At 65.4% G+C, this 24,623-nt stretch carries 22 protein-coding genes; 12 read left to right on the top strand and 10 right to left on the bottom strand.

Annotated elements, in window-relative coordinates; translation table 11 throughout:
• The 4 genes from tnpA to F2P45_RS11745 all read right to left on the bottom strand — a co-directional run.
• Positions 1 to 211 (bottom strand): IS66 family insertion sequence element accessory protein TnpA (gene tnpA / locus F2P45_RS35650; protein ID WP_441295245.1); only part of this gene is annotated, 211 nt, incomplete at its 3' end.
• A gap of 250 nt (positions 212 to 461) precedes the next feature.
• A complete protein-coding gene (locus F2P45_RS11755; protein ID WP_166874565.1) occupies positions 462 to 767 on the bottom strand; it encodes an Mpo1-like protein in 306 nt (101 codons plus the stop codon).
• Positions 768 to 786: 19 nt separating this feature from the next.
• Positions 787 to 1,602, bottom strand: coding sequence for an alpha/beta fold hydrolase (locus F2P45_RS11750; protein ID WP_166874562.1), 816 nt, complete (start codon positions 1,600 to 1,602; stop codon positions 787 to 789).
• 1 nt (position 1,603) lies between these two features.
• Complete coding sequence (locus F2P45_RS11745; RefSeq protein WP_166874559.1) at positions 1,604 to 2,914, bottom strand: O-acetylhomoserine aminocarboxypropyltransferase; 1,311 nt, start codon at positions 2,912 to 2,914, stop codon at positions 1,604 to 1,606.
• 220 nt (positions 2,915 to 3,134) lie between these two features.
• On the opposite strand from F2P45_RS11745, the gene F2P45_RS11740 reads away from it, so the two are divergent.
• Genes F2P45_RS11740 through F2P45_RS11720 form a run of 5 tightly spaced genes read left to right on the top strand, consistent with a single transcriptional unit; the run spans position 3,135 to position 6,203 of the window.
• Positions 3,135 to 3,587: a CBS domain-containing protein gene (locus F2P45_RS11740; RefSeq protein WP_166874557.1), complete on the top strand. Its 453-nt coding sequence runs from the start codon at positions 3,135 to 3,137 to the stop codon at positions 3,585 to 3,587.
• 1 nt (position 3,588) lies between these two features.
• Entirely contained in the window at positions 3,589 to 4,479 is an 891-nt protein-coding gene (locus F2P45_RS11735) for a PhzF family phenazine biosynthesis protein (protein WP_166874554.1), read from the top strand.
• A 3-nt stretch (positions 4,480 to 4,482) separates the two neighbouring features.
• A complete protein-coding gene (locus F2P45_RS11730) occupies positions 4,483 to 5,364 on the top strand; it encodes a TolB family protein (protein WP_166874551.1) in 882 nt (293 codons plus the stop codon).
• Between the two features lie 12 nt (positions 5,365 to 5,376).
• On the top strand, positions 5,377 to 6,063 hold the full coding sequence (locus tag F2P45_RS11725) for a hypothetical protein (protein ID WP_166874548.1): 687 nt from the start codon (positions 5,377 to 5,379) through the stop codon (positions 6,061 to 6,063).
• A complete protein-coding gene (locus F2P45_RS11720; protein ID WP_166874545.1) occupies positions 5,982 to 6,203 on the top strand; it encodes a hypothetical protein in 222 nt (73 codons plus the stop codon). Before F2P45_RS11725 ends, F2P45_RS11720 begins: the two co-directional genes overlap by 82 nt.
• Positions 6,204 to 6,217: 14 nt before the next feature.
• Here the strand turns inward: F2P45_RS11720 and F2P45_RS11715 are convergent, their stop codons facing one another.
• Positions 6,218 to 7,192: a GlxA family transcriptional regulator gene (locus tag F2P45_RS11715; protein ID WP_166874542.1), complete on the bottom strand. Its 975-nt coding sequence runs from the start codon at positions 7,190 to 7,192 to the stop codon at positions 6,218 to 6,220.
• Positions 7,193 to 7,313: 121 nt separating this feature from the next.
• On the opposite strand from F2P45_RS11715, the gene F2P45_RS11710 reads away from it, so the two are divergent.
• Entirely contained in the window at positions 7,314 to 8,204 is an 891-nt protein-coding gene (locus F2P45_RS11710) for an MBL fold metallo-hydrolase (RefSeq protein ID WP_166874540.1), read from the top strand.
• A gap of 13 nt (positions 8,205 to 8,217) precedes the next feature.
• Here the strand turns inward: F2P45_RS11710 and F2P45_RS11705 are convergent, their stop codons facing one another.
• Positions 8,218 to 11,346 carry a ligand-binding sensor domain-containing diguanylate cyclase gene (locus F2P45_RS11705; RefSeq protein WP_166874538.1) on the bottom strand — a complete coding sequence of 1,043 codons (3,129 nt, stop codon included), beginning with the start codon at positions 11,344 to 11,346 and terminating at the stop codon, positions 8,218 to 8,220.
• Between the two features lie 133 nt (positions 11,347 to 11,479).
• Positions 11,480 to 13,780: an EAL domain-containing response regulator gene (locus F2P45_RS11700; protein ID WP_166874535.1), complete on the bottom strand. Its 2,301-nt coding sequence runs from the start codon at positions 13,778 to 13,780 to the stop codon at positions 11,480 to 11,482.
• 300 nt (positions 13,781 to 14,080) lie between these two features.
• Here F2P45_RS11700 and aroC point away from each other — a divergent pair, with 300 nt between their 5' ends.
• Together aroC and F2P45_RS11690 are read left to right on the top strand one after the other, a co-directional pair.
• Complete coding sequence (gene aroC, locus F2P45_RS11695) at positions 14,081 to 15,175, top strand: chorismate synthase (RefSeq protein WP_166874533.1); 1,095 nt, start codon at positions 14,081 to 14,083, stop codon at positions 15,173 to 15,175.
• A gap of 19 nt (positions 15,176 to 15,194) precedes the next feature.
• Positions 15,195 to 16,355: an MFS transporter gene (locus F2P45_RS11690; RefSeq protein ID WP_370663235.1), complete on the top strand. Its 1,161-nt coding sequence runs from the start codon at positions 15,195 to 15,197 to the stop codon at positions 16,353 to 16,355.
• Between the two features lie 48 nt (positions 16,356 to 16,403).
• On the opposite strand, the gene F2P45_RS11685 is transcribed toward F2P45_RS11690, so the two are convergent.
• Together F2P45_RS11685 and F2P45_RS11680 are read right to left on the bottom strand one after the other, a co-directional pair.
• Positions 16,404 to 17,912: an HDOD domain-containing protein gene (locus F2P45_RS11685; protein ID WP_229505033.1), complete on the bottom strand. Its 1,509-nt coding sequence runs from the start codon at positions 17,910 to 17,912 to the stop codon at positions 16,404 to 16,406.
• Positions 17,909 to 19,624 carry a putative bifunctional diguanylate cyclase/phosphodiesterase gene (locus F2P45_RS11680; RefSeq protein WP_229505032.1) on the bottom strand — a complete coding sequence of 572 codons (1,716 nt, stop codon included), beginning with the start codon at positions 19,622 to 19,624 and terminating at the stop codon, positions 17,909 to 17,911. Before F2P45_RS11680 ends, F2P45_RS11685 begins: the two co-directional genes overlap by 4 nt.
• 344 nt (positions 19,625 to 19,968) lie before the next feature.
• Between F2P45_RS11680 and F2P45_RS11675 the strand changes: the two genes are divergently transcribed.
• The 4 genes from F2P45_RS11675 (at position 19,969) to F2P45_RS11660 (ending at position 23,499) form a co-directional block, all read left to right on the top strand.
• Positions 19,969 to 21,678, top strand: a complete 1,710-nt coding sequence (locus F2P45_RS11675; protein WP_166874529.1) for an isovaleryl-CoA dehydrogenase — start codon at positions 19,969 to 19,971, stop codon at positions 21,676 to 21,678.
• 242 nt (positions 21,679 to 21,920) lie between these two features.
• Positions 21,921 to 22,571 (top strand): uracil phosphoribosyltransferase, encoded by a 651-nt coding sequence (gene upp, locus F2P45_RS11670; RefSeq protein ID WP_166874527.1) that lies wholly within the window; start codon positions 21,921 to 21,923, stop codon positions 22,569 to 22,571.
• Between the two features lie 10 nt (positions 22,572 to 22,581).
• Positions 22,582 to 22,953 carry an Hpt domain-containing protein gene (locus tag F2P45_RS11665; RefSeq protein ID WP_166874525.1) on the top strand — a complete coding sequence of 124 codons (372 nt, stop codon included), beginning with the start codon at positions 22,582 to 22,584 and terminating at the stop codon, positions 22,951 to 22,953.
• Positions 22,954 to 23,295: 342 nt separating this feature from the next.
• Positions 23,296 to 23,499: a cold-shock protein gene (locus F2P45_RS11660; protein ID WP_010398811.1), complete on the top strand. Its 204-nt coding sequence runs from the start codon at positions 23,296 to 23,298 to the stop codon at positions 23,497 to 23,499.
• A 103-nt stretch (positions 23,500 to 23,602) separates the two neighbouring features.
• Here the strand turns inward: F2P45_RS11660 and F2P45_RS11655 are convergent, their stop codons facing one another.
• Entirely contained in the window at positions 23,603 to 24,505 is a 903-nt protein-coding gene (locus tag F2P45_RS11655) for a LysR family transcriptional regulator (RefSeq protein ID WP_166874586.1), read from the bottom strand.
• Between the last annotated feature and the right edge of the window lie 118 nt (positions 24,506 to 24,623).

Genomic DNA, 24,623 nt, shown 5'->3' with positions numbered 1-24,623 from the left:
GAACAATACCGCTGGAAGCGCCAGTAGGCGTCACACGCACAGGCACAAATGCTGGTGACAACTGCGCTTCGCCCAGCCGCCGCGCCCAGTAGCTGACCTGGCGCTGAGAGACACCGTTCTCAATAGCAAATGCGCGCTGGGACAGGCCGCTTGCCTGCCACCGTGCCACGCGCTCTTGCCACTCGTTAATTTGCTCCACATTTGCCACCATATTTCTCCTCGAAATTGAAGAAAGGAGTGTGGCCGCAACGTTCAGGAATTCATAGATGGGTGGGCTGGATGCTTACAGTCTATCAGCCTGCTTCGAGCACTCAATCATAGGCAGAATCATACGAGGGACGCCGTCATTCATGGAGGCAGTAGACAACTATGCAGAGCATGGAACCCGCGGCGGATACAGTATTCCGTTTCGCTAGCTGTCAGACTTTAAGCTAGCGGCGCATACTCCAGCGGCCCGATGCCTACCAGCTCAACTTCCCCGTCAGCATCTGCCAATACATCACCCAATCGCCCATGAACGAATACAGCGGCCGCGCAAACGAGGCCGGCCGGTTCTTTTCATAGAAAAAATGCCCGATCCAGGCACCGCCGTAGCCGGACACCAGCGCCGCCAGGACCCACCACCCATTCATGCTCACCACATACTGCGCGAGCGCCCCGAGCGCCGACGTGCTGCCGATGAAATGCGCGCGCCGGCACAGCAGATTCGCATGCTGGCTCAGGTAGTAAGGATAAAACTCGGCAAAACTGGCGTGACGGGTCGGCATGCGGCTCTCCTGGGGGCCTCTACGCGGGCACGGGCGCGCTGGCGAAGCCGAACAGCGCGTCCAGCACGGCATCCGGCTGCTCGGCCATCAGCTGGTGCCCGGCATCGACCTGGACGATCTTGCCATGCTTGATTGCCGACGTCAGCACCTTGGTCGAGCGCGGCGGGGTCATCATGTCCTTGCTGCCGAAAATGAACAGGGTCGGGCAGGTCACCGCTTGCGCCGCGACCTGGCCGTTGGCGTAGGCATTGCAGGCGTAAAAATCGGTGTAGAACAACTGGTCCGGATTGAGGGCCGACATGCGCTGCATCAGCTTGCGCGCGCCGCCCATCGTGTAAAACCCCGGCCCGGGGCACGATGGTTTTTGCGCGATCGACGAATGCGAGAAGATGTTGACCATGTCGATCGCGGCCTGCTCGTTGTTCTTGGCCGTATCGAGCAGCGCGTCGGACACCTTCATCGGATAGGTGGTGCCCAGCAGCGCCAGATGGGTGACCCGGCGCGGGGCCTGGAACGCCGCTTCGAGCGCGATCAGGGAGCCCATGCTGTGGCCCGCCAGGATGGCGCGTTCGACCCCGGCGGCGCCCATCAGCGCCAGCAGCCAGGCCGCCATCTCTTCGACGCTGTGCAGGGCCGCGCCCTTGCTGCGCCCGTGGCCGGGCAGGTCGACCGCCAGCACGTTGAAGCCATGGTGCGCAAAATAGCGCGACTGCAAAGCCCACACCGAATGGTCGTTCTGGGCGCCGTGGATGAAGACGATGGTCGGCTGGTTTGCGTCAAAGGCTTTGCCGCCGGTGTAGCAGTAGGCGTCGAAGCCGGGCAGGTGATACATCATCTCAGGCTCCCTTCTGCGACAGTTTCAGGCCGCGCGCCAGGTCTTCGATCAGGTCGTCCACGTTTTCCAGTCCGATCGACAGGCGCATCGTGCCTTCCTTGATGCCGGACGCCGCCAGTTGTTCGGTCGGCACGCGGAAGTGGGTGGTGGACGCCGGATGGATCACCAGCGACTTGGCGTCGCCCACGTTGGCCAGGTGCGAGAAGATCTTGAGCGCGTCGACGAAGCGCCGCCCCGCCGCGCGGTCGCCTTTGAGGCTGAACGAGAACACCGCGCCGCAGCCCCTGAGCAGCAGGCGCTTGGCCAGCGCGTAATCGGGATGCGACTCCAGTTCCGGATACGACACCGCTTCCACCGCGGGATTCGACAGCAGGAATTCGACCACCTTGCGCGTGTTGGCCACATGGCGGTCCATGCGCAGGCTGAGCGTTTCGATCCCCTGCAGGACCGCGAACGCGTTGTGGGGGCTCATCACGGCGCCAAAATCGCGCAGGCCTTCGCGCCGCGCGCGCAGCGAAAACGGCGCCACGGTCGATTCCTCGGCGAACACCATGCCGTGGAAGCCTTCGTACGGCTCGCACAATTCGGCAAAGCGCCCGGTCTTGTCGTAGGCGGCTTGCCAGTCGAAGCTGCCGCCGTCGACCAGCAAGCCGCCGATGGCGGTGCCGTGCCCGCACAGGAACTTGGTGGCCGAGTGGAACACCAGATCGGCGCCGTGATCGAACGGGCGCAGCAAATACGGCGTGGTGAAGGTCGAATCCATCATCAGCGGCAGATGATGGTCGTGGGCGATGGCCGAGACGGTGGCGATATCGAGCACGTCGAGCCCCGGATTGCCCAGCGTTTCGGCGAACAGTACCTTGGTGTTGGGGCGGATCGCGGCGCGCCAGGCATCAGGGTCGCGCGGGTCCACGAACGTGGTCTCGATGCCGAAGCGCTTGAGCGTGTAGGCCAGCAGGTTCTGCGAGCCGCCGTACAGCGCGCGCGAGGCGACGATGTGCGAACCGGCGCCGGCGATGGTCACCAGGCCGAGGTGCATCGCGGCCTGGCCGCTGGCGGTGGCAATGCCGGCCACGCCGCCTTCGAGCGCGGCGATGCGCTCTTCCAGCACGGCGTTGGTCGGGTTCGAGATGCGCGAGTACACATGGCCGGCGCGCTCCATGTTGAACAGCGACGCCGCGTGGTCCGAGTCCTTGAACGCGAACGAGGAAGTGAAATAGACGGGGGTGGCGCGCGCGCCGGTGGCCGGGTCGGGCGCAGCGCCGGCATGCAGCGACAGGGTGTCGAAGCCGGGATATTGAGGTCCGCTCATGGTGGGCTCATCTCATGGAAAAAGGATGGGCCGAATCGTAGCACGCATGCGTTGCACAAAAGCGTGGTTTGCTCGCTAAAATGGTGCAAATGCCAATCGGGCACGCTCGCCAGTGCCATGATCAATCGCAATGCTGGATTTTTTGCCAAGCTTACGCTACAGTCGGAGCTAAGGCTTATAAACGACATCCCTTATAACCTCACCACATCAGGCGGCCACCATGAAAGTCTCAGAAATCCTTCAAGTGAAGGGCAACATCCTCTATACCGCAACGCCCGAGATGCTGCTCGTCGATGCCGTCAACACCATGGCCGAAAAGGACATCGGATCGCTGGTGGTCATGGAGTTCGGCGACCTGGTCGGCATGCTGACCTTCCGCGAAGTCATCAAGGTGCTGCACAAGAATAACGGCGCGGTCGGCGCGGGCACGGTGCGCAAGCACATGGACGACCATCCGATCACCGTCACGCCGGACACCGAAGTGAACGAAGTGCGCCGCATGATGCTCGAAAAGCACGCGCGCTACCTGCCGGTCATGAACGCCAAGACCCTGCTCGGCGTGATTTCGTTCTACGACGTGGCGCGCGCGGTGCTGGAAGCGCAAAGCTTCGAAAACCGCATGCTCAAGGCCTACATCCGCGACTGGCCGGCCGAAACCGCGCAGGAAGACTGATGTGACCCTCGCCCCGGGCGCGGCGCGCCGCTTCAGGCAGGTGGACGTGTTCACCGGCGTCGCCTTCAAGGGCAACCCACTGGCCGTCGTGCTCGATGCCGACGGCCTGTCCGACGCCGACATGCAGGCCATGGCGCGCTGGACCAACCTGTCCGAAACCACCTTTGTGCTCACGCCGCGCGATGCGCAGGCCGATTACCGCGTCCGCATTTTCTCTCCCGATACCGAGTTTCCCTTCGCCGGCCATCCCACCCTGGGCACGGCGCACGCCTTGCTGGAGGCGGGCCTGGTGCCACGCCGCGCAGGCACCCTGGTGCAGGAGTGCGGCGTGGGGCTGGTGCCGATCGGGATCGGCGCCGGCGGCACACTGGCGTTTCGCGCACCGGCGGCCAGCCTGGTGCCGCTGGCGCACCAGCACCAGCCATTGCTGGCGCGGATGTTGCCAGGCACCGCGCTTGACGCGCACTGCACGCCGCTGATCGCCACCATGGGCATCGCGTGGTTGGTGGTGCGTTTGGCAAGCGCGCAAGCGTGCCTCGATGCGCGTATCGATGGCGCCGCGCTGCAGGAACTGACGCGGCTCGGCGTGACGGGTGTGGCGGTCTACGGTCCGCATGACGCAGATGGTCCGGCCGATTACGAGGTCAGGGCGCTGTTTACCAAACACGGAGCGCTGGTCGAGGACCCGGTCACCGGCAGCGCCAATGCCTGCATCGCGCGCGTGCTGCAGGCGCAGGGCTTTCCCGATGGCGGCGAGAGCAGCCGCGCCTACAGCGCGCGCCAGGGCACCTGCCTGCAATGCGATGGCCGCATCGCGGTCACCTGGACCGATGGCGAACCGTGGATCGGCGGCCAGTCGGTCACGGTGATCGATGGCGTCGTGCGCGTTTAGCCTGTGTCGAATCACTTTGCCTATTTGATCATGCCGGCAATCCTGTCCGATCACGGGTTCGACTCGACGCCCACCATGCGTGCGTCGGCCGACGGCCGATGGATCAGTTATAGCGGCATGCTGAAAGGCAGTGACAAGAAGCAGTACTGGCTCTACGACCGGCGCAGCAATTCGGAACGACTTGTGTATGAGCATCCGGCATGGGGCGGCGGGATCCCCGTCTTTTCTCCGGATAGCCGGTATCTCGCCATCAGCGCGAACTACGACAGTCGTTGGGACAGCGTTAGCCTTGCCGGCATATTTGTGTTTGACACCGCAGCTGCGCGCTGGTTATCCATTAAATTGCCCACAAAAATACCCATCGAGGATGCATGGGCGTCGACCGACTGGTCACAGGATGGCAAGACGCTGTTGATCATGGTGCGCGCTATGTCAACCAGCGATGAATCGCGCTATTTTGGCTTTGATCCCGTCAGCGGGAAAATTGAAAAACTATCGGGCCAATACGATGCGCGGGCATATCGCCACGACTTCAAGCGTGGCACGCAAGCCATTCCTGCCGCCGAGGAACTCTTGCCACAATCGCATGTGGCGCTCGACTCGGCGTGGTCGTCGGACCGGAAGTGGCACGCCTATTTTGACAAGCGCCAGGAAAGCCGGCCTTACCAGCTTGTCGTTGCGAACAAGGAAGGCGTGATCAAGGCGGTTGCGGTGGGGCGTTATAGTCAGTGCGAAGGTCACACGCTGGCCATCAGTGGCTGGCTCGATGAGCGGTACCTCGTGTACGGGAACGGGTTGACGAAGTACGCCATTTTTGATGCGGAAACGGGCGATACGGCGGAGTTGTTCGGCGGCAGCGACACGCTGCACGCGTTCACTTGGTAAGACGAGTTCATTTTGAATCAATATGCACGCGTCTACGAGCTGCTGGCATGGCCCGACGCGCTGCGCCGCTGCGCCGCAGGCGAGATTGCGCTGCCCATCGGCCTCGCCGAGGCGCCGGCATACTGGTATGGCTTCCCGCCGGCCCTGATTCCGCTCTGGAGCGAGCCGTCAGGCCCGGTCTATTACGGCTGCTGGAAGCACTGGTTTATCGAGCGTGAGCCGACGTTCGTGAAGGCCTACGTGGAGTGCCCCTGGACCACGCGGGAGGTTGCCCGCACGCCCGCCCAGCTGTTTGCGCTCGCGGCAATCAGCGCCATCGTCGATGGCGACGCGGTCACGCCGCAGGTCGAGGCATTCGCCAGGGCGGTCGGCATCGACAACCTAGGCCAGCTCGACAGCGTATCGCTCGACAGCGGCGACGATGCGGCAGGCCTGGTCCGGCTCGACCAGTTCGCGGCCGATGTGCCGCTGGCGTGTTGTGGCGACCCGTCCGCGTATGGCGGCAGCTTTCCGCTGTCCACGCAGCCGCCGCCCGTGGACGCGTTTGCGCGCACCAGCCAGTTCGAACTCGATATCGATGCGCTGTCAGGCTGGCTTGCGGACCCAGAGTGTCCGCCTTGGCTCACACGCGGCCGCGGCCACGGCTGGCGCTGTGCCGTGGCTACATCGCGCAGGGTGCGTTCGGCCTGGCCTGGCTGACCCTCAACGCGCGCGGCTGGTCCATTGGCGAGGCGCGTACAGCCATCGTCGAACTGGCGGCAGCGGCGGCCGATCCGCAGTTCGACCTGCTCGCCTCGGCGTGGCTGGCGGTTGCCAGCGACAGCGCCGGCGGATATTGATCGTTCGACCGCGCTCACTCCAGCGCCGTCGCCATTTTCTCGCCAAAGGTCCGGCGCCAGTCCCTGGGACTGACTTGAAACCGTTTCTTGAAGTGCTGGCGGAACGAGATCGGCGTCTGGAACCCCGCAAGATCCGAGATTTTTTCGACTGGCAGCGAGGTCGTCTCCAGCAGATCGCGCGCGCGCTGCAAGCGCTCGTTCACCAGCCAGTCGACCAGGGTCATGCCGGTCGCCTTGATGAAGTGACGGGTGAAGGTACGCCGGCTCATGGAGGTGCGCGCCGCCAGCTCGTCGATGCTGTGCGAGGCGCCCAGGTGTTCGCGCAAATAGTCGAGCAGGCGGTTGACCTGGGCATCCTGGGTCGAGACGGCCATCGGTTGCTCGATGAACTGCGCCTGCCCACCCTCGCGGTGCGGTGGTATGACCATGGTGCGCGCGACTTTATTGGCGATTTTGGACCCGTAATAGGCGCGCACGATGTACAGGCAGCAGTCGAGCCCGGCTCCAGTGCCTGCTGACGTGATCAGTTTGTCCTCTTCGACATACAGGGCATTCATATCGAGCCGCACGCGCGGAAAACGTGCGCTGAAATCCTTTTCGCCCATCCAGTGCGTCGAGGCGCTTTTGCCGTCGAGCAGGCCGGCATAGGCGAGCGCGTACGCTCCATAGCACAGCCCGACGACGTGGGCGCCCCTGGCATGGGCGCGCCTCAAAGCCGCCGCCAGCTCCGGCTCGGGCGGCGCGTTCAAGTCGTCCCAGCCCGGCACCACCACGATGTCGGCTCCATCGACGAGTTCGAGCCCGCCATCGGGATGCATGGTCAGCGCGCGTTCGGCGACCAGGGGCCGGGCGCCGGCGGACACGATCTTCAGGTCGAACAGCGGTCCTTCGGACAGCGCGGCGTTGAAGATCAGATACGGCACGGCGAAGTGGAACGGGCTGAAGTTGGGATAGACGATCAGGGCGACGACAGGCGTTTTTGTTGTCATGATGAGTAGAAGAGAGGTATCTGGCCCGATAGTGTCGATAAATGGCTTGCGGGTCAATTTTATCGGTAAAGCGATGCGCCCACAATACTGCTACCGAACACAACCTCAATGGAGCAGCAACATGCAACGAGTAAAAGCGCTAGTCATCGCCTTGACCCTGACCTTTGGCACGGCGGGCGTCTCCGTCCATGCCGCCACCCCTGGCGCGCCGGCGGCGGCCACGCCAACGGTGCAGGTGCAGCAAATCCGTAACGCGACCGCCAGGATCAGCTATGCCGGCAAGACCTTCCTGGTCGATCCGTTCCTGGCGAAGAAGGGCACCTATCCCGGCTTTCGGGGAACCTTCAACAGCGAGCTGCGCAACCCGATGGTCGACTTGCCGATGCCGGTGAAAGAGATCATGAAGGGTGTCGACGCCGTGATCGTCAGCCATACGCACCTCGACCATTGGGACGGCGGCGCGCACCAGTTCATCCCGAAGGCGATGCCCTTGTTCGTGCAGCACGAAGCCGACGCCAAGCTCATTCGTGGACAAGGCTACACCAACGTCCGCATCCTTGGCGAGAACACCGACTTCGAAGGCGTGCGCCTGACCAAGACCGGCGGCCAGCACGGCACCGCAGAGATGTACGCCAAGCCGCCGGTGGCCGAGGCGCTTGCCGAGGCGATGGGCATCGTGTTCCAGGCGCCCGGTGCGAAAACGATATACATCGTCGGCGACACCGTATGGCGTGCGGAAGTCGACCAGGCCCTGGCAAAATTCAATCCCGAAGTCATCATCGTCAACGCCGGCGACGCCCGCATGGCCGGCTTTGCCGGATCGATCATCATGGGCAAGGACGATGTGCTGCACGCTTACCAGGCGATGCCGAACGCGACGATTATTGCGGTGCACATGGATGCGATCAACCACATGACCCTGAGCCGCAAGGACCTCCGGGATCATGTCAAGCAACACGGCATCGGCGACCGGGTGCGCATTCCGGCCGACGGCGAGATCCTGAAGTTCTGAGCGCCGGCGAGGCTCAGGCGGGGTCGTTCGACTCCGCCAGTGCCGCATGCGCGGGGGTGAGCTGGTCGCTTGAACTGATCAGGGTGGCGCGCCCGGTATCGATCATCGCCTGCGCGCCCAGGTGCAGCTTTTCGATCAGCTCGGCGTTGTCCGCTCCCGGCTTGGGCCGCAGCGCGCTCCAGCCGTTGCGGCCATTCGCCTTGATCCAGTACAGGGCGGCGTCGGCCAGTTCGACCAGGTGTTCCCAGCTCACGCGCTTGCTGTCGTCGAGGTACAAGCCGCTTTCGGCCAGCCCCACCGAGCAGGTCAGCGCGACCGTGATGCCGTCGCCCAGGTCGAACACGTGGCTGGCCACCGCGCGCCGGATGCGTTCGCCCAGAACCGGCACGAACTGGCGCGTGCTGGGCCGGCACACCAGCAGGAATTCTTCGCCGCCCCAGCGCACAATGTAGTCGCCCACCCGCACCTGCGCGCGCAGCACGTCGGAGACCTGCTGCAGCACCCGGTCGCCCGCGCGGTGGCCGTAGGTGTCGTTGATGCGCTTGAAGTGGTCGATGTCGACCAGCGCGAACAGCAGCGTGTTGTCGCCCGCGCCGGTGCGCTTGTTCTCGCGCTCGTAAAACGCCAGGTCGGCCGGAATCTGATTGCTCAGGTAGCGCCGGTTGTGCAGCCCGGTCAAGGGGTCGGTCTGGCTGGCCAGTTCCAGCGCGCGGTTGGCCACGTGCAGCTGTTCGGTGCGCTCGGCCACTTGCAGTTCCAGCGCGGCGCGCTGCTTTTCGTGCGCGCGCCGCTGCAGCCGGTAGCCGCCGTACACGGTGCCGCCCAACAGGGCCAGCAGCAGGCCGTAGAACCAGCTCGTTTCGTAGAAATGCGGGGCGATGCTGAAGTCGAAGCGCGCCGGCAGCTTGTTCCAGACGTCGGCATTGTTGCTGGCCTTGACCTCGAAGGTGTAGGCGCCGGCCGGCAGGTTGGTGTAATTGACCGAACGCGGCGCCCCGGCCGCCAGTTCGCGCCAGTCCTTGTCGTAGCCGTGCAGGCGGTAGCGCAGCACCACGCTGGCCGGGTCCTGGAAGGAGAGGGCGGTAAATTCGAAAGCCATGTCGCGCGCATCCTCGCGCACGCGCATGCTGCCGGCCTGGCCCTGGCGGATGTCTTGCCAGGTGTCGAGCACGCGCACCCGCTCGATCACGGCGGTCGGCGCGGTCATGTTCTTGGTCAGGCCCATGGTGTCGAGCGTGACCACGCCGTCGCGGCTGGGCAGCCAGAGCGTGCCCGCCGGGTCGATGAAACCCTTGGCGGTGCCGGCGCCGTTGCAGCAGTAACCCTGCTCGCCGCTGCGCCGGTCGCCGCGTTCGTTGAGGATCATCTCGGCGTTGACGCTGCGCGACTGGCCGTTCTGCACCCGGCGCATGTCGGCCACCGGCACCCGCAGGATGCCGCGCAGCCCGGCCGACCACAGGTAGCCGGCCGCGTCTTCGGTCAGGAAGAAGGGCGCGTTCGGCGGCAGGCCTTCGGCGGCGGCGAACTTGCGCCAGCGGCGCCCGTTGAACAGGTACAGCTCCTCGGTCAGTGAACCGAGCACCAGCGAGCCGTCGCGCAGCTCGGTGATGGCGGTGATGTCCATGCCCGGCTGCAGGCCGCTGTCGAGGCCGATCTGCTCCATGCGCTCGCCGCGCAGTTCGTACAGCCCGTCCTGGGTGGTCACCAGCAGGCGGCCGTCTTTCAGTTCGCGCACCTGGCGCGCGCGCACGTCGTGCAAACCCTCGTTCTTGCCGAATTTGGTGAGCGTGCCGCCGGCCAGGCGGAACACGCCTTCGCTGGTCGGGAACCAGATCACGCCGTTGCGGTCGCGCACCACGCCGTTGATCTGCGCCGCCGCCATCGGCGCGAACAGGGGCGGCGCTTCGACTTTGCCGTCTTTCCACAACACCAGCCCGCGCCGGGTGCCGATCCAGACCCGGTCGGCGTCGGCCAGCAGGTTGTAGGCGTGCGGATGGGGCAGGTCGCTGCCGCTCAGCACCTGGCGAAAGCGCCCGTCGCTGTACACGCTCAGGCCGTCGCTGGTGCCGACCCAGGTGCGCCCGTCCGGCGCGCGCGCCACCGACCAGACGATCGGTTCGGTCAAGCCTTCGGCCGCGGCCAGGCGCCGGGTCGAGCCGTTCCACAGGCGCACCAGGCCCTGCCACTGGCTGCCCAGCCACAGGTTGCGCTCGCGGTCTTCGAAGGCCGCCAGCACGCCCTTGAACGCGGCCGGATTCTTTTCGGGGATGATTTCGGTCGCCTTGCCATCGCGGATGCGCGCCATGCCGGCGTTGCTGGCCACCCACAGGTTGCGGTCGCTGTCCTGGTACAGCATGGTCGTCGGCGAACTTTGCAGCACCGCTTCATCGCTGGCCGCGATCAGTTCCGCGCCTTCGCGCGCATACAGGCCGACGCTGGTGCCGACCCAGATTTTCCCTTGCGCCTCGGCCAGCCGGGTGACCACGCCGCGGCGCAGGCCGGCCGGCAGGGCGATCAGTTCGGTGTCCTTGCCGCGGCTGTGGAAAATGCCGCCGGCGCCGCCGATATACACGCCGTCGGCGCTTTTCAGCAGGGCGGTGGCGGGAGCCGGGCTGCCGGGACGATGCACCAGCTTGCCGCCCTCGTAGTCGAACACGCCGCTGCTGGTGGCCACCACCAGCCGGCCCTGGTCCTCGACCATAGCGTGGATATCGAGTACCGGGAATTGCAGCGGGTCGGCCGGCGCGATGGCGCGGAACACGCCGTTCTCGACCACCGTCAAGCCCTTGTAGGTGCCGATCCAGACGCGCCCGGCGCTGTCGGCCAGCAGGCTGCGGATCCACACGCCGGCCATGGCCGGCTGGTTTTCAGGCGAATAATTGGTAAACCGCACGCCGTCGAAGCGCGCCAGCCCGGCCTGGGTGGCGATCCAGATGTAGCCTTGCTGGTCCTGGGCGATCGCTTGCACGCTCACCTGCGGCAGGCCGCTCTGGATCGACCAGCTGGTGCGCACGACATGGTGGAAGGCTTTGTCGGGGTCGAGCGCCGCCGCCGGCTGGCACAGCGCCAGCCCCGCCAGCAGCAACGCGCACGCCGCGCGCCGCGCCAGGGTCGGGAAGCGCCGCGAAATAATGGTACTCATGCATTCATTCAAGTTGGCGCCCGTCCATTGCAAAGCATGAGGACGATAGTACGTGAAGGCGGGCGCGCACGGTGCGAATACAGCGGCATGATCCGCCTCTGTTGCCGATGTGCAACGATTGCTTGCTGATAGGCTATTTTAGCGGGGGCGTACCCATGGGCCGGCCATCGGCTCGGGCGGCGCCGGTCCCGCTTTCTTCGTTGAGCCACTCGTACAGCGCCGCCGTGGCCATCGGGCGCGCGAACAGGAAGCCTTGCGCCAGCGGGCAGCCGAGCGACTGCAAAATGGCGGCCTGGCGTTCATCCTCGACCCCTTCGGCGATCACCGACAGGCCCAGGTTGCGCCCGAGCTGGATGACCATTTCGGCAATGCTGCTGCCGCGCGCCGAATGCGTGATTTCGGTGACAAACGCGCGGTCGATCTTGAGCCGGTCGACCTGCAGCCGCTGCAAATACGACAGCGACGAGAAACCGGTGCCGAAATCGTCGATCGCGATCGACACCCCGGTGTGCTTGATCTGGCCCAGCATCTTGATCAGGAGGTCCGGCTCTTCCATCGCCATCGACTCGGTGATTTCGAGTTCGATGAATTCGGGCGGGGCGCCGGTTTCTTCCAGCGCCGAACGCAGCATGTCGAGGAAGTAGGGGTGGCGGAACTGCACCTGCGAGACGTTGACCGACATCGTGAACTGGCGGTGCCCGGCGTCGCGCAGGCGCACCAGTTCGTGGCAGGCGCTGCGCAGCACCCACTCGCCGATGTCGATGATCAGGCCCGAATATTCGGCGATGGGGATGAAGCGGTCCGGCGAAATGTAGGTGCCGTCGGGGGTCTGCCAGCGCAGCAGCGCTTCGGCGCCGACCGGGCAGCGCGCCGTCAGGTCCATCTGCGGCTGGTAGACCACGAACAGCTCGCCCTTGGCGAAACCGGTGCGCAGCGCGTGCATCATGCGCACCCGTTCGCGGATTTCCACGCCCATGCTGCGCGAAAAATAGAAGTGGCCGGCGCGCTGCTGGGTCTTGGCGCGCTTGAGCGCGATGTCGGCGTCCTTGAGCGCGTCGGCGCCGCTGCCGTCGTGTTCCGACAGGCGCACCAGGCCCAGGGTGGCCGACAGCTGCACATCCTGGCCGTCGATCGAGAACGGGGTTTCGAACAGCGCCAGGATGCGCACCGGATTGACGGCGGCGGCGTCGCCCAGCACGCAGAAAATATCGCCGCCGATGCGCGCCACCGTGAGCTGCTGGCCGAGGCGCTGCTGCAGGCGGCTGGCGACGGCCACCAGCAGCATGTCGCCGAACTGGTGGCCGAGGGCGTCGTTGGTCTCGGCGAAGTGGTCGAGGTCGACCAATGACAGGGTGGCGTCGTCGCGCGCGGGACCGGCCAGGGTGGCGTCGAGGATTTCGACCAGGCGCGTGCGGTTCGGTAGCTTGGAGAGCTGGTCGTAGAAGGCGGCGTTGTGCAGGTGGCTGACCAGCTCCACGTTGTCCAGTCCCACCGCCACGTTGCTGCAAAAGACTTCCAGCAGGCGCTGGTCGAGTTCGCCCAGCACGCGCCCCGGCGCCAGGAAGGCGGCGAAATCGCGGCTCGATTTCCCGGCGAAGAACAGGGTCACCGCGCCCGGTTCGTAGATGTTGCGGCGCTGCGCCAGGGTCCGCTCCATGGCTGCGGCGACGGCGCTGTCTTCGAGCGCGGTCAGCTTGGCGGCGCCGAGGCGGCGGTACACCCCGGCCGTGGCCATGATGTGCAGTTCGCGGCAGCGCCCGTCCGGGCACTCCTGCACGCACAGCACCCCGTTCGGCTCGACTCCGAGGATGTCGGCGATCTGCGCCAGTACCCCGGCGGCGAAGTTCTGCACGCCGTGCAGCGCCATCAGCTCGGTGCTGGCGCGCACCACGCGATCGAGCCCGCGCCGGTTGGCGCTGATCGCGCGTATCTGCTCGTACGAGCGGATCGCCGCCGTCACCGTCGTAAACAGCTTGATGCGGGTCAGTTCGGACTTGGTCTTGTAGTCGTTGATGTCGAAATCGCGGATGGCGTCGATTTCGGGCGCGTAGCCGGGCTGCCCGGTGCGCAGGATGATGCGCACGTCGGCCAGCTTGAGCGTTTCGCGGATGTAGCGCACCAGGTGCAGGCCGGCGTCGTCCTGTTCCATCACCACGTCGAGCAGGATGACGGCGATGTCGTGTTCGTGCTTGAGCATTTCGCGCGCCTGGCCGGCCGAGTAGGCGTGCACGAATTCGAGCGGACGCTGTTGCATGTCGAGGTTGCCGAGCGCGAAGGTGGTGGTCGAGTGCACGTCTTCGTCGTCGTCGATGATCATCACGCGCCATACGCCGCCCACCCCCGCACTGACGGGCGCGGCCGGGTGTTCTTCCAAAAATACCAGGTCGTCGTGGTCGTCCTCAAGGTCGTCCAAGGGCGTGCTCGATGGGGGCATGTGTCGCTTCTCCAGGCGTTTCTCGGTAATGACGCTGCGTCCGATTGTTGCATTGAACGCTAGTCCGTGCAGGCGCGCCGGCACGGCTGGCAGCAAACTGCCACTGCTTTTCCATAGCATGCCACGAATTTGGTTCACTGTATCTATTAACAGCAAGAAAAAGAAATTGCACAACAGATCAAGCGAGTTGACAAAATGCCCAGTGGCGCGGAGGTGCCGCCGCGGCCGGTCCGGGCCGTCGCCGCCAGCAAATGCGCGCGGGCTGGTAGAATTGGCTTTTCCGCCACTCACTTTCCTATCATGTCCGGCAATTCTTTTGGCAAGCTGTTTACCGTTACAACGTTTGGCGAGTCGCACGGCCCGGCCATCGGCTGCGTGATCGACGGCTGCCCGCCGGGCCTGGTCTTGTCCGAAGCCGACATCCAGCCCGATCTCGACCGCCGCAAACCGGGCACCTCGCGCCACGTCACCCAGCGCCAGGAAGCCGACACGGTCGAAATCCTGTCCGGTGTCTACGAAGGCAAGACCACCGGCACTCCGCTCATGCTGATCATCCGCAACCAGGACCAGCGCAGCAAGGATTACGGCAACATCGTCGAGAGCTTCCGTCCCGGCCACGCCGACTACACCTACTGGCACAAGTACGGCGTGCGCGATCCGCGCGGCGGCGGGCGCTCCTCGGCGCGCCTGACGGCGCCGGTGGTGGGCGCGGCGGCGGTGGCCAAGAAATGGCTGCACCAGCAGTACGGTACCGTCTTCATGGGCTGCATGAGCCAGCTGGGCGACATTGCGGTGCCGTTCGAGGCCTGGGAGCACGTGCCGAACAACCCGTTTTTCGCCGCCAGCGGCGATACTGCCCTGATCGCGCGCATGGAAGCGGCCATGGACGAACTGCGGCGCGACGGCGACTCGATCGGCGCGCGCATCGACGTGGTGGCCAAAAATATCCCGGTCGGCCTGGGCCAGCCGATCTACGACAAGCTCGATGCCGATATCGCCTACGCCATGATGGGCATTAACGCCGTCAAGGGCGTGGAAATCGGCGCCGGTTTCCGTTCGGTGGCGCAGCGCGGCTCCGAGCATGGCGACGAACTGACCCTGGAAGGCTTTGTCGGCAACAACGCCGGCGGGGTGCTGGGCGGGATTTCGACCGGCCAGGACATCACGGTGTCGATCGCGATCAAGCCGACGTCCTCCATCCGCACCCCGCGCCGCTCGATCGACAAGGCGGGCGCACCGGTGATGGTCGAAACCTTCGGACGCCACGATCCGTGCGTGGGCATCCGCGCCACCCCGATCGCCGAAGCCATGCTGGCGCTGGTGCTGATCGACCACGCCCTGATGCACCGCGCCCAGTGCGGCGATGTGCGGGTCGACACGCCCAAAATTGCCTGACGCCGTTGCGGTGCCCGTCGTGCCGCAACCCGCGCCGCGCCGCTCGTCCGAACTGAGGCCGTTCGCGCTGTTCCTGTTCGCGTACTACGCGCAGGTCGGCGCGTTTGCCATTTACGCCACCCTGTTCTTCGCCGCGCGCGGCATGAGCGCGCCCCAGATCGGCGTGCTGATGTCGCTGATCCAGGTCATGCGCATCATCGGCCCCAACCTGTGGGGCTGGCTGGCCGACCATAGCGGGCAGCGGGTGCGCGTGCTGCGCCTGACCACGTTTGGTGCGCTGCTCGCCTTTGGCGGCATCTTCTTCGCCGAATCGTACTTCCAGTTCATCGCCGTGATGGTCGCCTTCAACCTGTTTTCGAGCGCGCAGGCGCCCCTGGCCGAAGCGCTGCTGCTGGCGGCCCTGCGCGGAGACGCCAGCAACTACGGGCGCGTGCGCATGTGGGGTTCGGTCGGCTTCATCGTGGCGGTGCTGGCCGCCGGCTGGCTGCTCGAGTCGCTGGGGGTGAACGCCTTGCCGTGGATCGCGCTGTTCCTGCTGGTGTGCGTGGGCGCGGCCGGCCTTGGCATCGGCCAGGCGCCGCTGATGGCGCATGGCGCGGGCGCGCCGGGCTTGTGGAGCGTGCTGCGGCGGCGCGAGGTGATCGCGTTTTTCGTCTCCGCCGCGCTGATGGCCGGCGTGCACATGGCGCTCAATGCCTTCTATTCGCTGTACCTGGAGCAGGCCGGCTACAGCAAGCCGGTGATCGGCGCCATGTGGGCGCTCGGCGTGGTGGCCGAGGTGGCGTTCTTCTATTTCCAGGCGCCGCTGCTGCGCCGCTTCGGTGCGCAGCGCGTGATGATGTGCGCCTTCGCGGTGGCGGCCGTGCGTTTTCCGGTGATCGGCGCCGCCGGCCAGTTGCTGGCGGTGCTGGCGCTGGCCCAGCTGCTGCACGCGGCCACCTTCGCGGCGCATCTGTCAAGCTCGGTGATGGTGATGCAGCGCTGGTTCGCCGGGCCCTTGCAGGCGCGCGGGCAGGCGCTGTACATGAGCCTTGCCTACGGCATCGGCGGCACCTGCGGCGGGCTGGCGATGTCGCTGTGCTGGGACAAGGTCGGCCCGCAGGCGGTGTTTTACCTGGCCGGGGCGCTCTCGGTGGCGGCCGCCGCGAGCGCGGCGCTGTCGTTCCGCTGGCAGCGCTAGGAGCCTGCGCGGCCGACGAGCTTCTGCCGCGCAGACTCCTGTGGGTGATCAGCGCGGCTTGGCGGCGTCCAGTTCCACCTGCTGGCGCCGCACCACGGTCTTGACGATCAGCGAGCGCAGGTCGTTGAGCAGCGCGAATTCGGTCTGGCTCAGGTGAATCGCCGGGAAGCTGTCGTCCCAGTCGCCGTAAATGAAGCCGACCGGCTGGCCGTTCGACGCCAGCGGCAGGATCACGAAACTGCGCGCGTTCGACAGCGAATCCTTCCACCACTGGGGCAGCTTGGCGCCGAACTTGGCGTCCTGCGCGTTCTCGACAAAGATCACGCGGTCGCTGCCCAGCGCGGCGTGGAACACGTTGGCGCTGTAGGCGTCGTCGAAGCTGAGCGCGCCGATCAGTTCCTTGGTGCCGTCGCCCAGGCCGATCTTGGCGATGTACTTGTTCTCGCGCCGGTTGCGCAAGAAGGCCACGGCGCGCGAGAAGGTCAGTCCCTGGAACACGGTTTCCAGCGCCATCGACATCATCTGGCCCGGATTCGCCGTGGCGACGACATCGCGCATGTCCGATACGCCCGAGAGCAGCACCTTGTTGCCTTCGGCGCGCATGCGGCGCGTGGCCATGTCGGCGGCGCGCTTTTCGGCCGGCTTGGCCAGCGGCGCGATCGACAGGTCGGTGGCGGCGGTCTCCTTGGCTTTGTCGATGGCCGACAGAATATTGTCCGGCGCGAGTCCGAGCATCGACGAAAAACTGCTGGCCAGCTCGCGCACCTGGGCGGCGCCGGCTTCGTCGTCGTTCCACAGGGAGCTGGCGCACTGGGACGACATGGTCGATACCGCCGCCAGCCAGTCTTCGTGGGTGAATACCTCGCCGCGCGGGGCCGGTTCGACCGTGCGCATGCCGGCGATCAGGTTCTTCGGCAGGCCCCAGTGCTCGGCGGCGGCGCGTCCGATGGCTTCCATCGACAGGCCGAGCACCGGCGGCGCGGCGGCGTCTTCGCCACCGGTGCCGCCGACCGCCTGCAGCGCGGTCCAGCGCTCGGGCATGTAGAAGGTGATCATCATGCGCCCCAGCGTGTGCAGCATCGAGCACACCACGGCTTCCTCGGCATCGCGCCCGCTGGCGCTGGCGGCCACCTGCTGCGCCACCATCCCGGCCAGCACCGCTTTTTCCATCTCCACGTGGGCAACGGCCGAATCGGGCGAGGCGCGCGTCAGTTCCTCGATCAGCTTGAGGCCCAGCGCCAGGTGGCCGATGGCTTCCGTGCCGAGCACCAGCACCGCCTTGCTGACGGTGTTGATGCGCTGCCCGAAAGCCGAATACATGCCGCTGTTGGCCAGGCGCAGCACCTTTTGCGTCAGGACCGGGTCCGACAGCACCGTCTGGGCCATGCTGAACTGGTGCTCGTCCTCGCCGCGCATGGCGCCGAGGATGGCGCTGATGGCCTTGGCGAAGCCGGGCATGTCGCCGCGCCGGCGCACCCGTTCCCACAACTGGTTCAGGGTGGCGTCGGCGCTGGCGGGGCCGGGCGGCGCCGGGTGCAGCAGGGCGCCCGCGATCATCGCAGCCCCGCTTGCGGTTCGATCGGCATCAGCGACGCGTACAGGTCTTCTTTCAGGGCCGCCATGGCGGCGTGGGCCGGCATCGGTTTGCCGGTCAGGTAACCCTGGATGTACTGGCAGCCGCGCTGGTCGAGATAATCGAGCTGCGCTTCGGTTTCGACGCCTTCGGCCACCACCGACAGGCCGAGGTGCTTGGCCAGGTCGAGCACCGCATTGCAGATCGCACCATCCTTGGGTGCGTCGGGCAGGTCCTTGATGAAGGCGCGGTCGATTTTCAGCACCGAGATCGGGAAGCGTTTGAGGTAGGCCAGCGAGGAGTAGCCGGTGCCGAAATCGTCAATCGCGATGCGCGCCTGCCGCTCGGCCATCTTGAGCAGGATGGATTCTGCGTGCACGGGATCGATCATCAGGGTTCCTTCGGTGATTTCGAGTACCAGCTGGCTGCCGCTCATGCCGGAAAAGGCGAGCGCGTGGTCCAGCACCTCGAGGAATTTATCGTTGCGAAACTGGCGCGGGCTGATATTGACCGAGATGTACAGCGCTCGCTTGGCCGCTTCCTCGAAGTGCCTGAGCTGGACGCAGGCCGCTTTCAGGGCCCAGGCCCCCAGCAGGTTGATCAGGCCATTGGTCTCGGCGATGGGAATGAAGCGCACCGGCGGCACCATGCCGAGGGTCGGATGCTTCCAGCGCATCAGGGTCTCGAATCCCTGGATGCGGCGCGTGGCGGCGTCCACGATCGGCTGGTAGTAGAGCAGGAATTCGCCTTCGCGCACGGCCTGGAACATGGCCGCTTCGAGCGAGATATCGTGTTCCGGCGGGCCGCTGGTGCGCGGACTGTAGACCAGGCAGCGCGCCTTGCCGGTCTCCTTGGCGCGCGACATGGCCGCGTCGGCCAGCGCGACCAGCTGGACTTCATCCTCGGCGTGCTCGGGAAACAGCGCCAGGCCGATCGAGGCGCCGATGTAGATGGTGTGCTTGTCGACTTCGAACGGGGCCTGCAGGGCCGCCAGCAGGCGCCCGGTGACCAGCTTGATCTGGGCTTCGCTGCAGGTGCCCGGCAGCACCGCGACGAATTCGTCGCCGCCGATGCGGGCCAGGGTGTCGCTGTCGCGCAGGGTCTTGCGCAGGCGCGCCGCGGCGATGCGCAGCACGGCGTCGCCGACCGGGTGGCCCAGGCCATCGTTGACCTTCTTGAAACCATCGAGGCCGATGGTGGCGACCGAAAAGTTCTGGCCCGAGCGGCGCGCGTGGGCGATCACCATGCGGATGCGGTCCGACAGTAGCAGGCGGTTGGGCAGCTCGGTCAGGCTGTCGTGGGTGGCCAGGTGGCGCAGCCGTTCTTCGATCTCGCGCTGGGCCGAGATGTCGCGCCCGACCGCCAGCAGCAGCGTGCCGCCGCTTTGCTGCAGGCGGCACAGGCGCAGGTCGAACCAGAGTTCCTTGTGCGGGGCCTTCATGCGCAGTTCGAGGCGCGCCGGGGCGCCGGCGGCGTCCTGCAGCGCCGCGCCCAGGCCGGCGTGGTCGGCGTCGGCCACCAGGGTGGTCAGCAGGGCCCCGGCCTCGAAGGAAAACAGGGCGCCGGTGCGCTTGCTGGCAGCCTTGATGCGGCCGCCCGCATCGAGACGGAACACGATATCGCCGGCCGCTTCCATGAACTGGTCGAGCTCGGTGAGGGTGTCGCCGTTGGGCACTGAGGGGGCACTGGTGCGCATTGTAAAAGTTGTTACCTTCGTATTGGGGCTGGCCGCTGCTGCTGGTGCCCTAGTTTAGCAAATCGGCATCCACCGTGACACGGAAAGATTCCAGAATGCATCAAAAACAGCCGGTGCGGTGCGTCATTCGATGTTGCTTGACCGAACGCAAAAAACGGCAGGCCGGACGGGCGGGAAAGCAACTCTTGCCCTGTTTTCGTCTTTGGGCTAGGCTGTAGCGCGGCACGCCGCGACGCCGCCGGGTGGTTCGCTATTGTCGCCTACCGGCGCCGTTTCAGGGGCGTACGCGCCTTGCAAATGCTGCTTTTGCGCAATATTTTTTGGAGTTTGAGTCGATTCGCACCATGAACCCATTCGATACGCATACGATTTTCAACCAGGCCAGTCAATTCGGGAATGTCAACCTGTTCGCGCTCGATCCGGCCTTGCGCGAGGCGGTCGCGCGCGAGGGCGCGCCGTGGGCGCTCGATGGCTTGCTGGCGCTCGGCGCGAGCCTGGGCCGGGCCGAGGTGCTCGAGCTGGCGCGCCTGGCCAATGTGAACAAACCCATCCTGCATAATGTCGACCGCAACGGCCGGCGCATCGACGAAGTCGAGTTCCATCCGGCCTGGCACCAGTTGATGGCGCTGATGATCGGCGCGGGCGTGCACGCCTCGCCGTGGGAGCCAGACCAGGGCGACGGCCAGGGCGGCGCCCGGGGTGGCGTTCAAGTGGCGCGCGCGGCCCAATACCTGCTGTTCGGGCAGGTCGAAAACGGCGCCCAATGCCCGGTCACGATGACCTACGCCTCGGTGCCGGCGCTGCGCCAGGCCGGTGCGCTCGGGGCCAAATGGCTGCCGAAGATATTGTCGCGCCAGTACGATCCGCGCTCGCTGCCGATCGAGCAAAAGACCGGTGCCCTGATCGGCATGGGCATGACCGAAAAGCAGGGCGGCAGCGACGTGCGCGCCAACACCACCCGCGCCACGCAACTCGACGCCGGCGAGGCGCGCGCGCGCTTCGGGGAGGAGGGCGCAAACGCCTGGCGTATCGTCGGCCACAAGTGGTTCTTCTCGGCGCCGCAGTCGGACGCGCACTTGATCCTGGCGCAGACCGGGGATGAGGGCAGCGCCGGCCTGACTTGCTTCTTCGTGCCGCGCTACCTGCCCGACGGCAGCCGCAATGCGATCCGCGTGCAGCGCCTCAAGGATAAACTGGGCAACCGCTCGAACGCCTCGTCCGAGGTGGAGTTTTGCGACGCCGTCGGCTGGCTGGTGGGCAAAGTCGGGCGCGGCATTCCCACCATATTGGAGATGGGCGGGCATACCCGGCTCGATTGCGTGCTAGGCACCGCCGGCATCATGCGCGCGGCGCTCACCCACGCGCTGCACCACGCGCGCGAGCGGTCCGCTTTTGGGCGCACGCTGGCCGAACAGCCGCTGATGCAGAACGTGCTGGCCGACCTGGCGCTCGAATCGGAGGCGGCCACCGTCTTCGCGCTGCGCCTGGCGCGCTGTTTCGACGAAGGCGCCGATCCGGCCCAGGCCCTGTTGGGCCGCATCCTGACGCCGGCCGGCAAATACTGGCTGTGCAAGCGCGGCCCGGCGTTCGGGGCCGAGGCGATGGAAGTCATGGGCGGCAACGGCTATGTGGAAGACGGTCCGCTGGCGCGCCTGTACCGTGAGTTTCCGGTCAATTCGATCTGGGAAGGTTCCGGCAATGTGATGTGCCTGGACCTGCTGCGCGCCTTCGGCAAGACCCCGGCGGCGCGCGCTGCGCTGGCGGGCGAGCTGGCGCTGGCCGGCGACGCCGATCCGGCATTGAACGCTTTCAGAGTACGGCTGCTGGCCGACCTGGAAGGCCAGCAGGGCGACGAGTACGGCGCGCGCCGGCTGGCCGAACGGATCGTCATCGCGGTGCAGGCGGCGCTGCTGCTGCGCCACGCGCCGCCGTATGTCAGCGGCGCCTTCATCGCCTCGCGCGTGGCGCTGGACGTGGGCGGGGCATTCGGACGCCTGCCGGCCGGCGCCGATTGCGCGGCAATCCTGGCGCGCGCGCTGCCGCCGGCCGCTTGAAGCGGCTTCTGTACTGACTTAATTGCCGCAAAATGCGGACGAGCGCTCGGTTTGCGAGATAATACGGGCACAAGCCACAACCGGGGACCTCGACAAACCTACTGCGCGGCGTCATTTTCGCTCGGGACGCGCAGTCCTGCGATGCTCACCGTACTTTCGTACGGCTGCGCTTCTCGAGCGACAACGACGCCGCTCGCTACGGTTTTTCGAGGCCCCTGACAACAATGATTGAATCGAATTCCATGAACCAAGATCCACGCTTTCCCAACCTGTTCATCCTCAACCATCCGCTGATCCAGCACAAGCTGAGCCACATGCGCGAGCGCGACACCTCCACGCGCACCTTCCGCGAGCTGCTCAAGGAAATCACGCTGCTGATGGGTTACGAAATCACGCGCGACCTGCCGCTCACCACGCGCAAGATCGACACCCCGCTGGTGACCATCGACGCACCCGTCATCGCCGGTAAAAAACTGGCGATCGTGCCGATCCTGCGCGCCGGTATCGGCATGAGCGACGGCCTGCTGGAACTGGTGCCGTCGGCGCGCGTGGGCCACGTCGGCGTGTTCCGCGACCCGGAAACCCACAAGCCGGTCGAGTACCTGGTGCGCCTGCCCGACACCACCGACCGCATCTTCATCCTGTGCGATCCGATGGTCGCCACCGGCAACTCGGCGGTGCACGCCATCGACGTGCTCAAAAAGCGCGGCGTGACCGACGAACAGATCATCTTCCTGGCCCTGGTGGCCGCGCCCGAAGGCGTGCAGGTGGTGCAGGACGCGCATCCGAACGTCAAGCTGTACGTGGCCTCGCTCGATTCGCACCTGAACGAACACGCGTACATCGTGCCGGGCCTGGGCGACGCGGGCGACCGCATCTTCGGCACCAAGTAAGCGGCGCGCGATGGCCACGCTGATCGACCAGGAGTTCTTTGCGCGCCTGCACGCGCTCAACGAGAAGTTCGCGGCCAGCGTGCCGGCCACGCTGGCGCGCCTGGAACAGCTGCGCGCGCAATTCGACCCGGCCGCCGCCGACGCGATCCTGGTCAAGGAGCTGCATCAGAGCCTGCATACCATCGCCGGCTCGGCGGCGACCTTCGGCTTTCGCGTGTTCGGCGCGCAGGCGCGCCAGCTGGAACAGCGCCTGCGGGTGCTGATGGCGTTCGAGCTGATCGCGCCGAAGGACTGGAACGACTGGCTGCTCGCCCTCGACGCGTACATCGTGTGGGCACGGCAAGATCCCAAGGCGGCCACATATCCCGGCCAGCCAGACTGAATACCGCCAGAAAACCACATACCACGTTCTTTTTTGCCAATTGTGCGCGCATGCAAGGGCAAGTGGGCGTATCGTTTGATCTAGCGCAAACTTCAGCGGTCTCGATGTTCTATATTTGTCGGACTGCCGCTGCAAACCGGCGTTGTAAAAGTTGATATTCTGAATTTTTACGGCAAGCGGGAAGTTTATTTTGCAGAGAACGTGTTTTTTGTGTTTTATTCGGTATAATGCGGGATCGTTGTGATTCGAGGTAGTTGTGCAGTCTGTCTGTCATTTCTTTCTTGCTTCGTCAAACGATCTAAAACGGGCGTAAGCCCAACTTAACTGAAATAGGAAATTGTAATGGCAACTGGCATCGTAAAATGGTTCAATGATTCGAAGGGTTTTGGCTTTATCACTCCTGATGAAGGCGGCGAAGATCTGTTCGCTCACTTCTCGGCGATTCAGTCGAACGGCTTCAAATCTTTGCAAGAGAACCAGCGCGTCTCTTTCGAAGTAACCGCTGGCCCTAAAGGCAAGCAAGCTTCGAACATTCAGCCAATCTAATCGCTGAATCAACGACAAAAAATCCTCGGTTTCCGGGGATTTTTTTTGTCGTGCTTTTCGTCGGCCCGCCTCGCGCGGGCCGATGGCGTTGTCGGGTCCCTCTCTAGGAACGCCAGTAATCCGGCTGCGCATAGGTGCGGCGCAGGAAGTCCACAAACGCGCGAATCCGCAGCGGCAGGTGGCGCCGCTGCGCGAACACCGCGTGGATGTCGTTGCCGGGCGCCGCAAAAGCGTCCAGCACCGTGCACAGTTTTCCCGCTTCGATCTCGGTTCCCACTTCCCACATCGAGCGCCACGCCAAGCCTTTGCCGGCCAGCGCCCAATCGTGCAGCACTTCGCCATCGTTGCAGACCATATTGCCCGCCACTTTCAAGGTCACCAGTTTGCCGCTGTCGCGGAAAGTCCAGCCGCGCTGGCTGCCTTCGCTGCTGATCGCCAGGCAGTTGTGGCGCGCCAGATCGGCCAGGGTGTCGGGGACGCCGTGGCGTTTCAGGTAGGCCGGGGATGCGACCAGCACGCGCTGGTTATCGGCCAGCTTGACGCCCACCAGGCTCGAATCGGACAGGCTGGCGATGCGGATCGCCACATCGACCCCTTCGCCGACGACGTCGACCACGCGGTCGTTGAGGTTGAGGTTGACCGTGACGTCCTGGTGCTCGGCCAGAAACGACGGCAGCAGGGGCGCGACGTGCTGGCGCCCGAAGCCGGCCGGCGCCGACACCAGCAGGTGGCCGCTGGCGCGCGCGCTGCGCTCGGCGACCGCCGATTCGGCTTCTTCGAGTTCGCCCAGGATGCGCTGGCAATCTTCGAGAAAGGCCGCGCCTTCGTCGGTGAGGGCGAGTTTGCGCGTGGTGCGCTGCAGGAGCTTGACGCCGAGGCGCGCTTCGAGCGCGTCGAGCCGGCGCCCGATCATGGCCGGCGCAATGCCTTCGGCGCGCGCCGCCGCCGACAGGCTGCCGCGCGCGACCACGTCGACGAAGGTGGATAGTTGACGGAACTGCCCCATGTACCACTCCTCGGATGTTGCCATCCATCTGTGACAAAAACGCACAGATGAATGTATTTTTTGTCTCGTTTAGCTACCAGTTAGTGAATATACTAGATGACAGACGAAACGCCAATTT

Source organism: Massilia mucilaginosa, assembly GCF_011682145.1.
Taxonomy (GTDB): domain Bacteria; phylum Pseudomonadota; class Gammaproteobacteria; order Burkholderiales; family Burkholderiaceae_D; genus Telluria_A; species Telluria_A mucilaginosa.
This window is presented reverse-complemented; position numbering and strand designations above follow the sequence as displayed.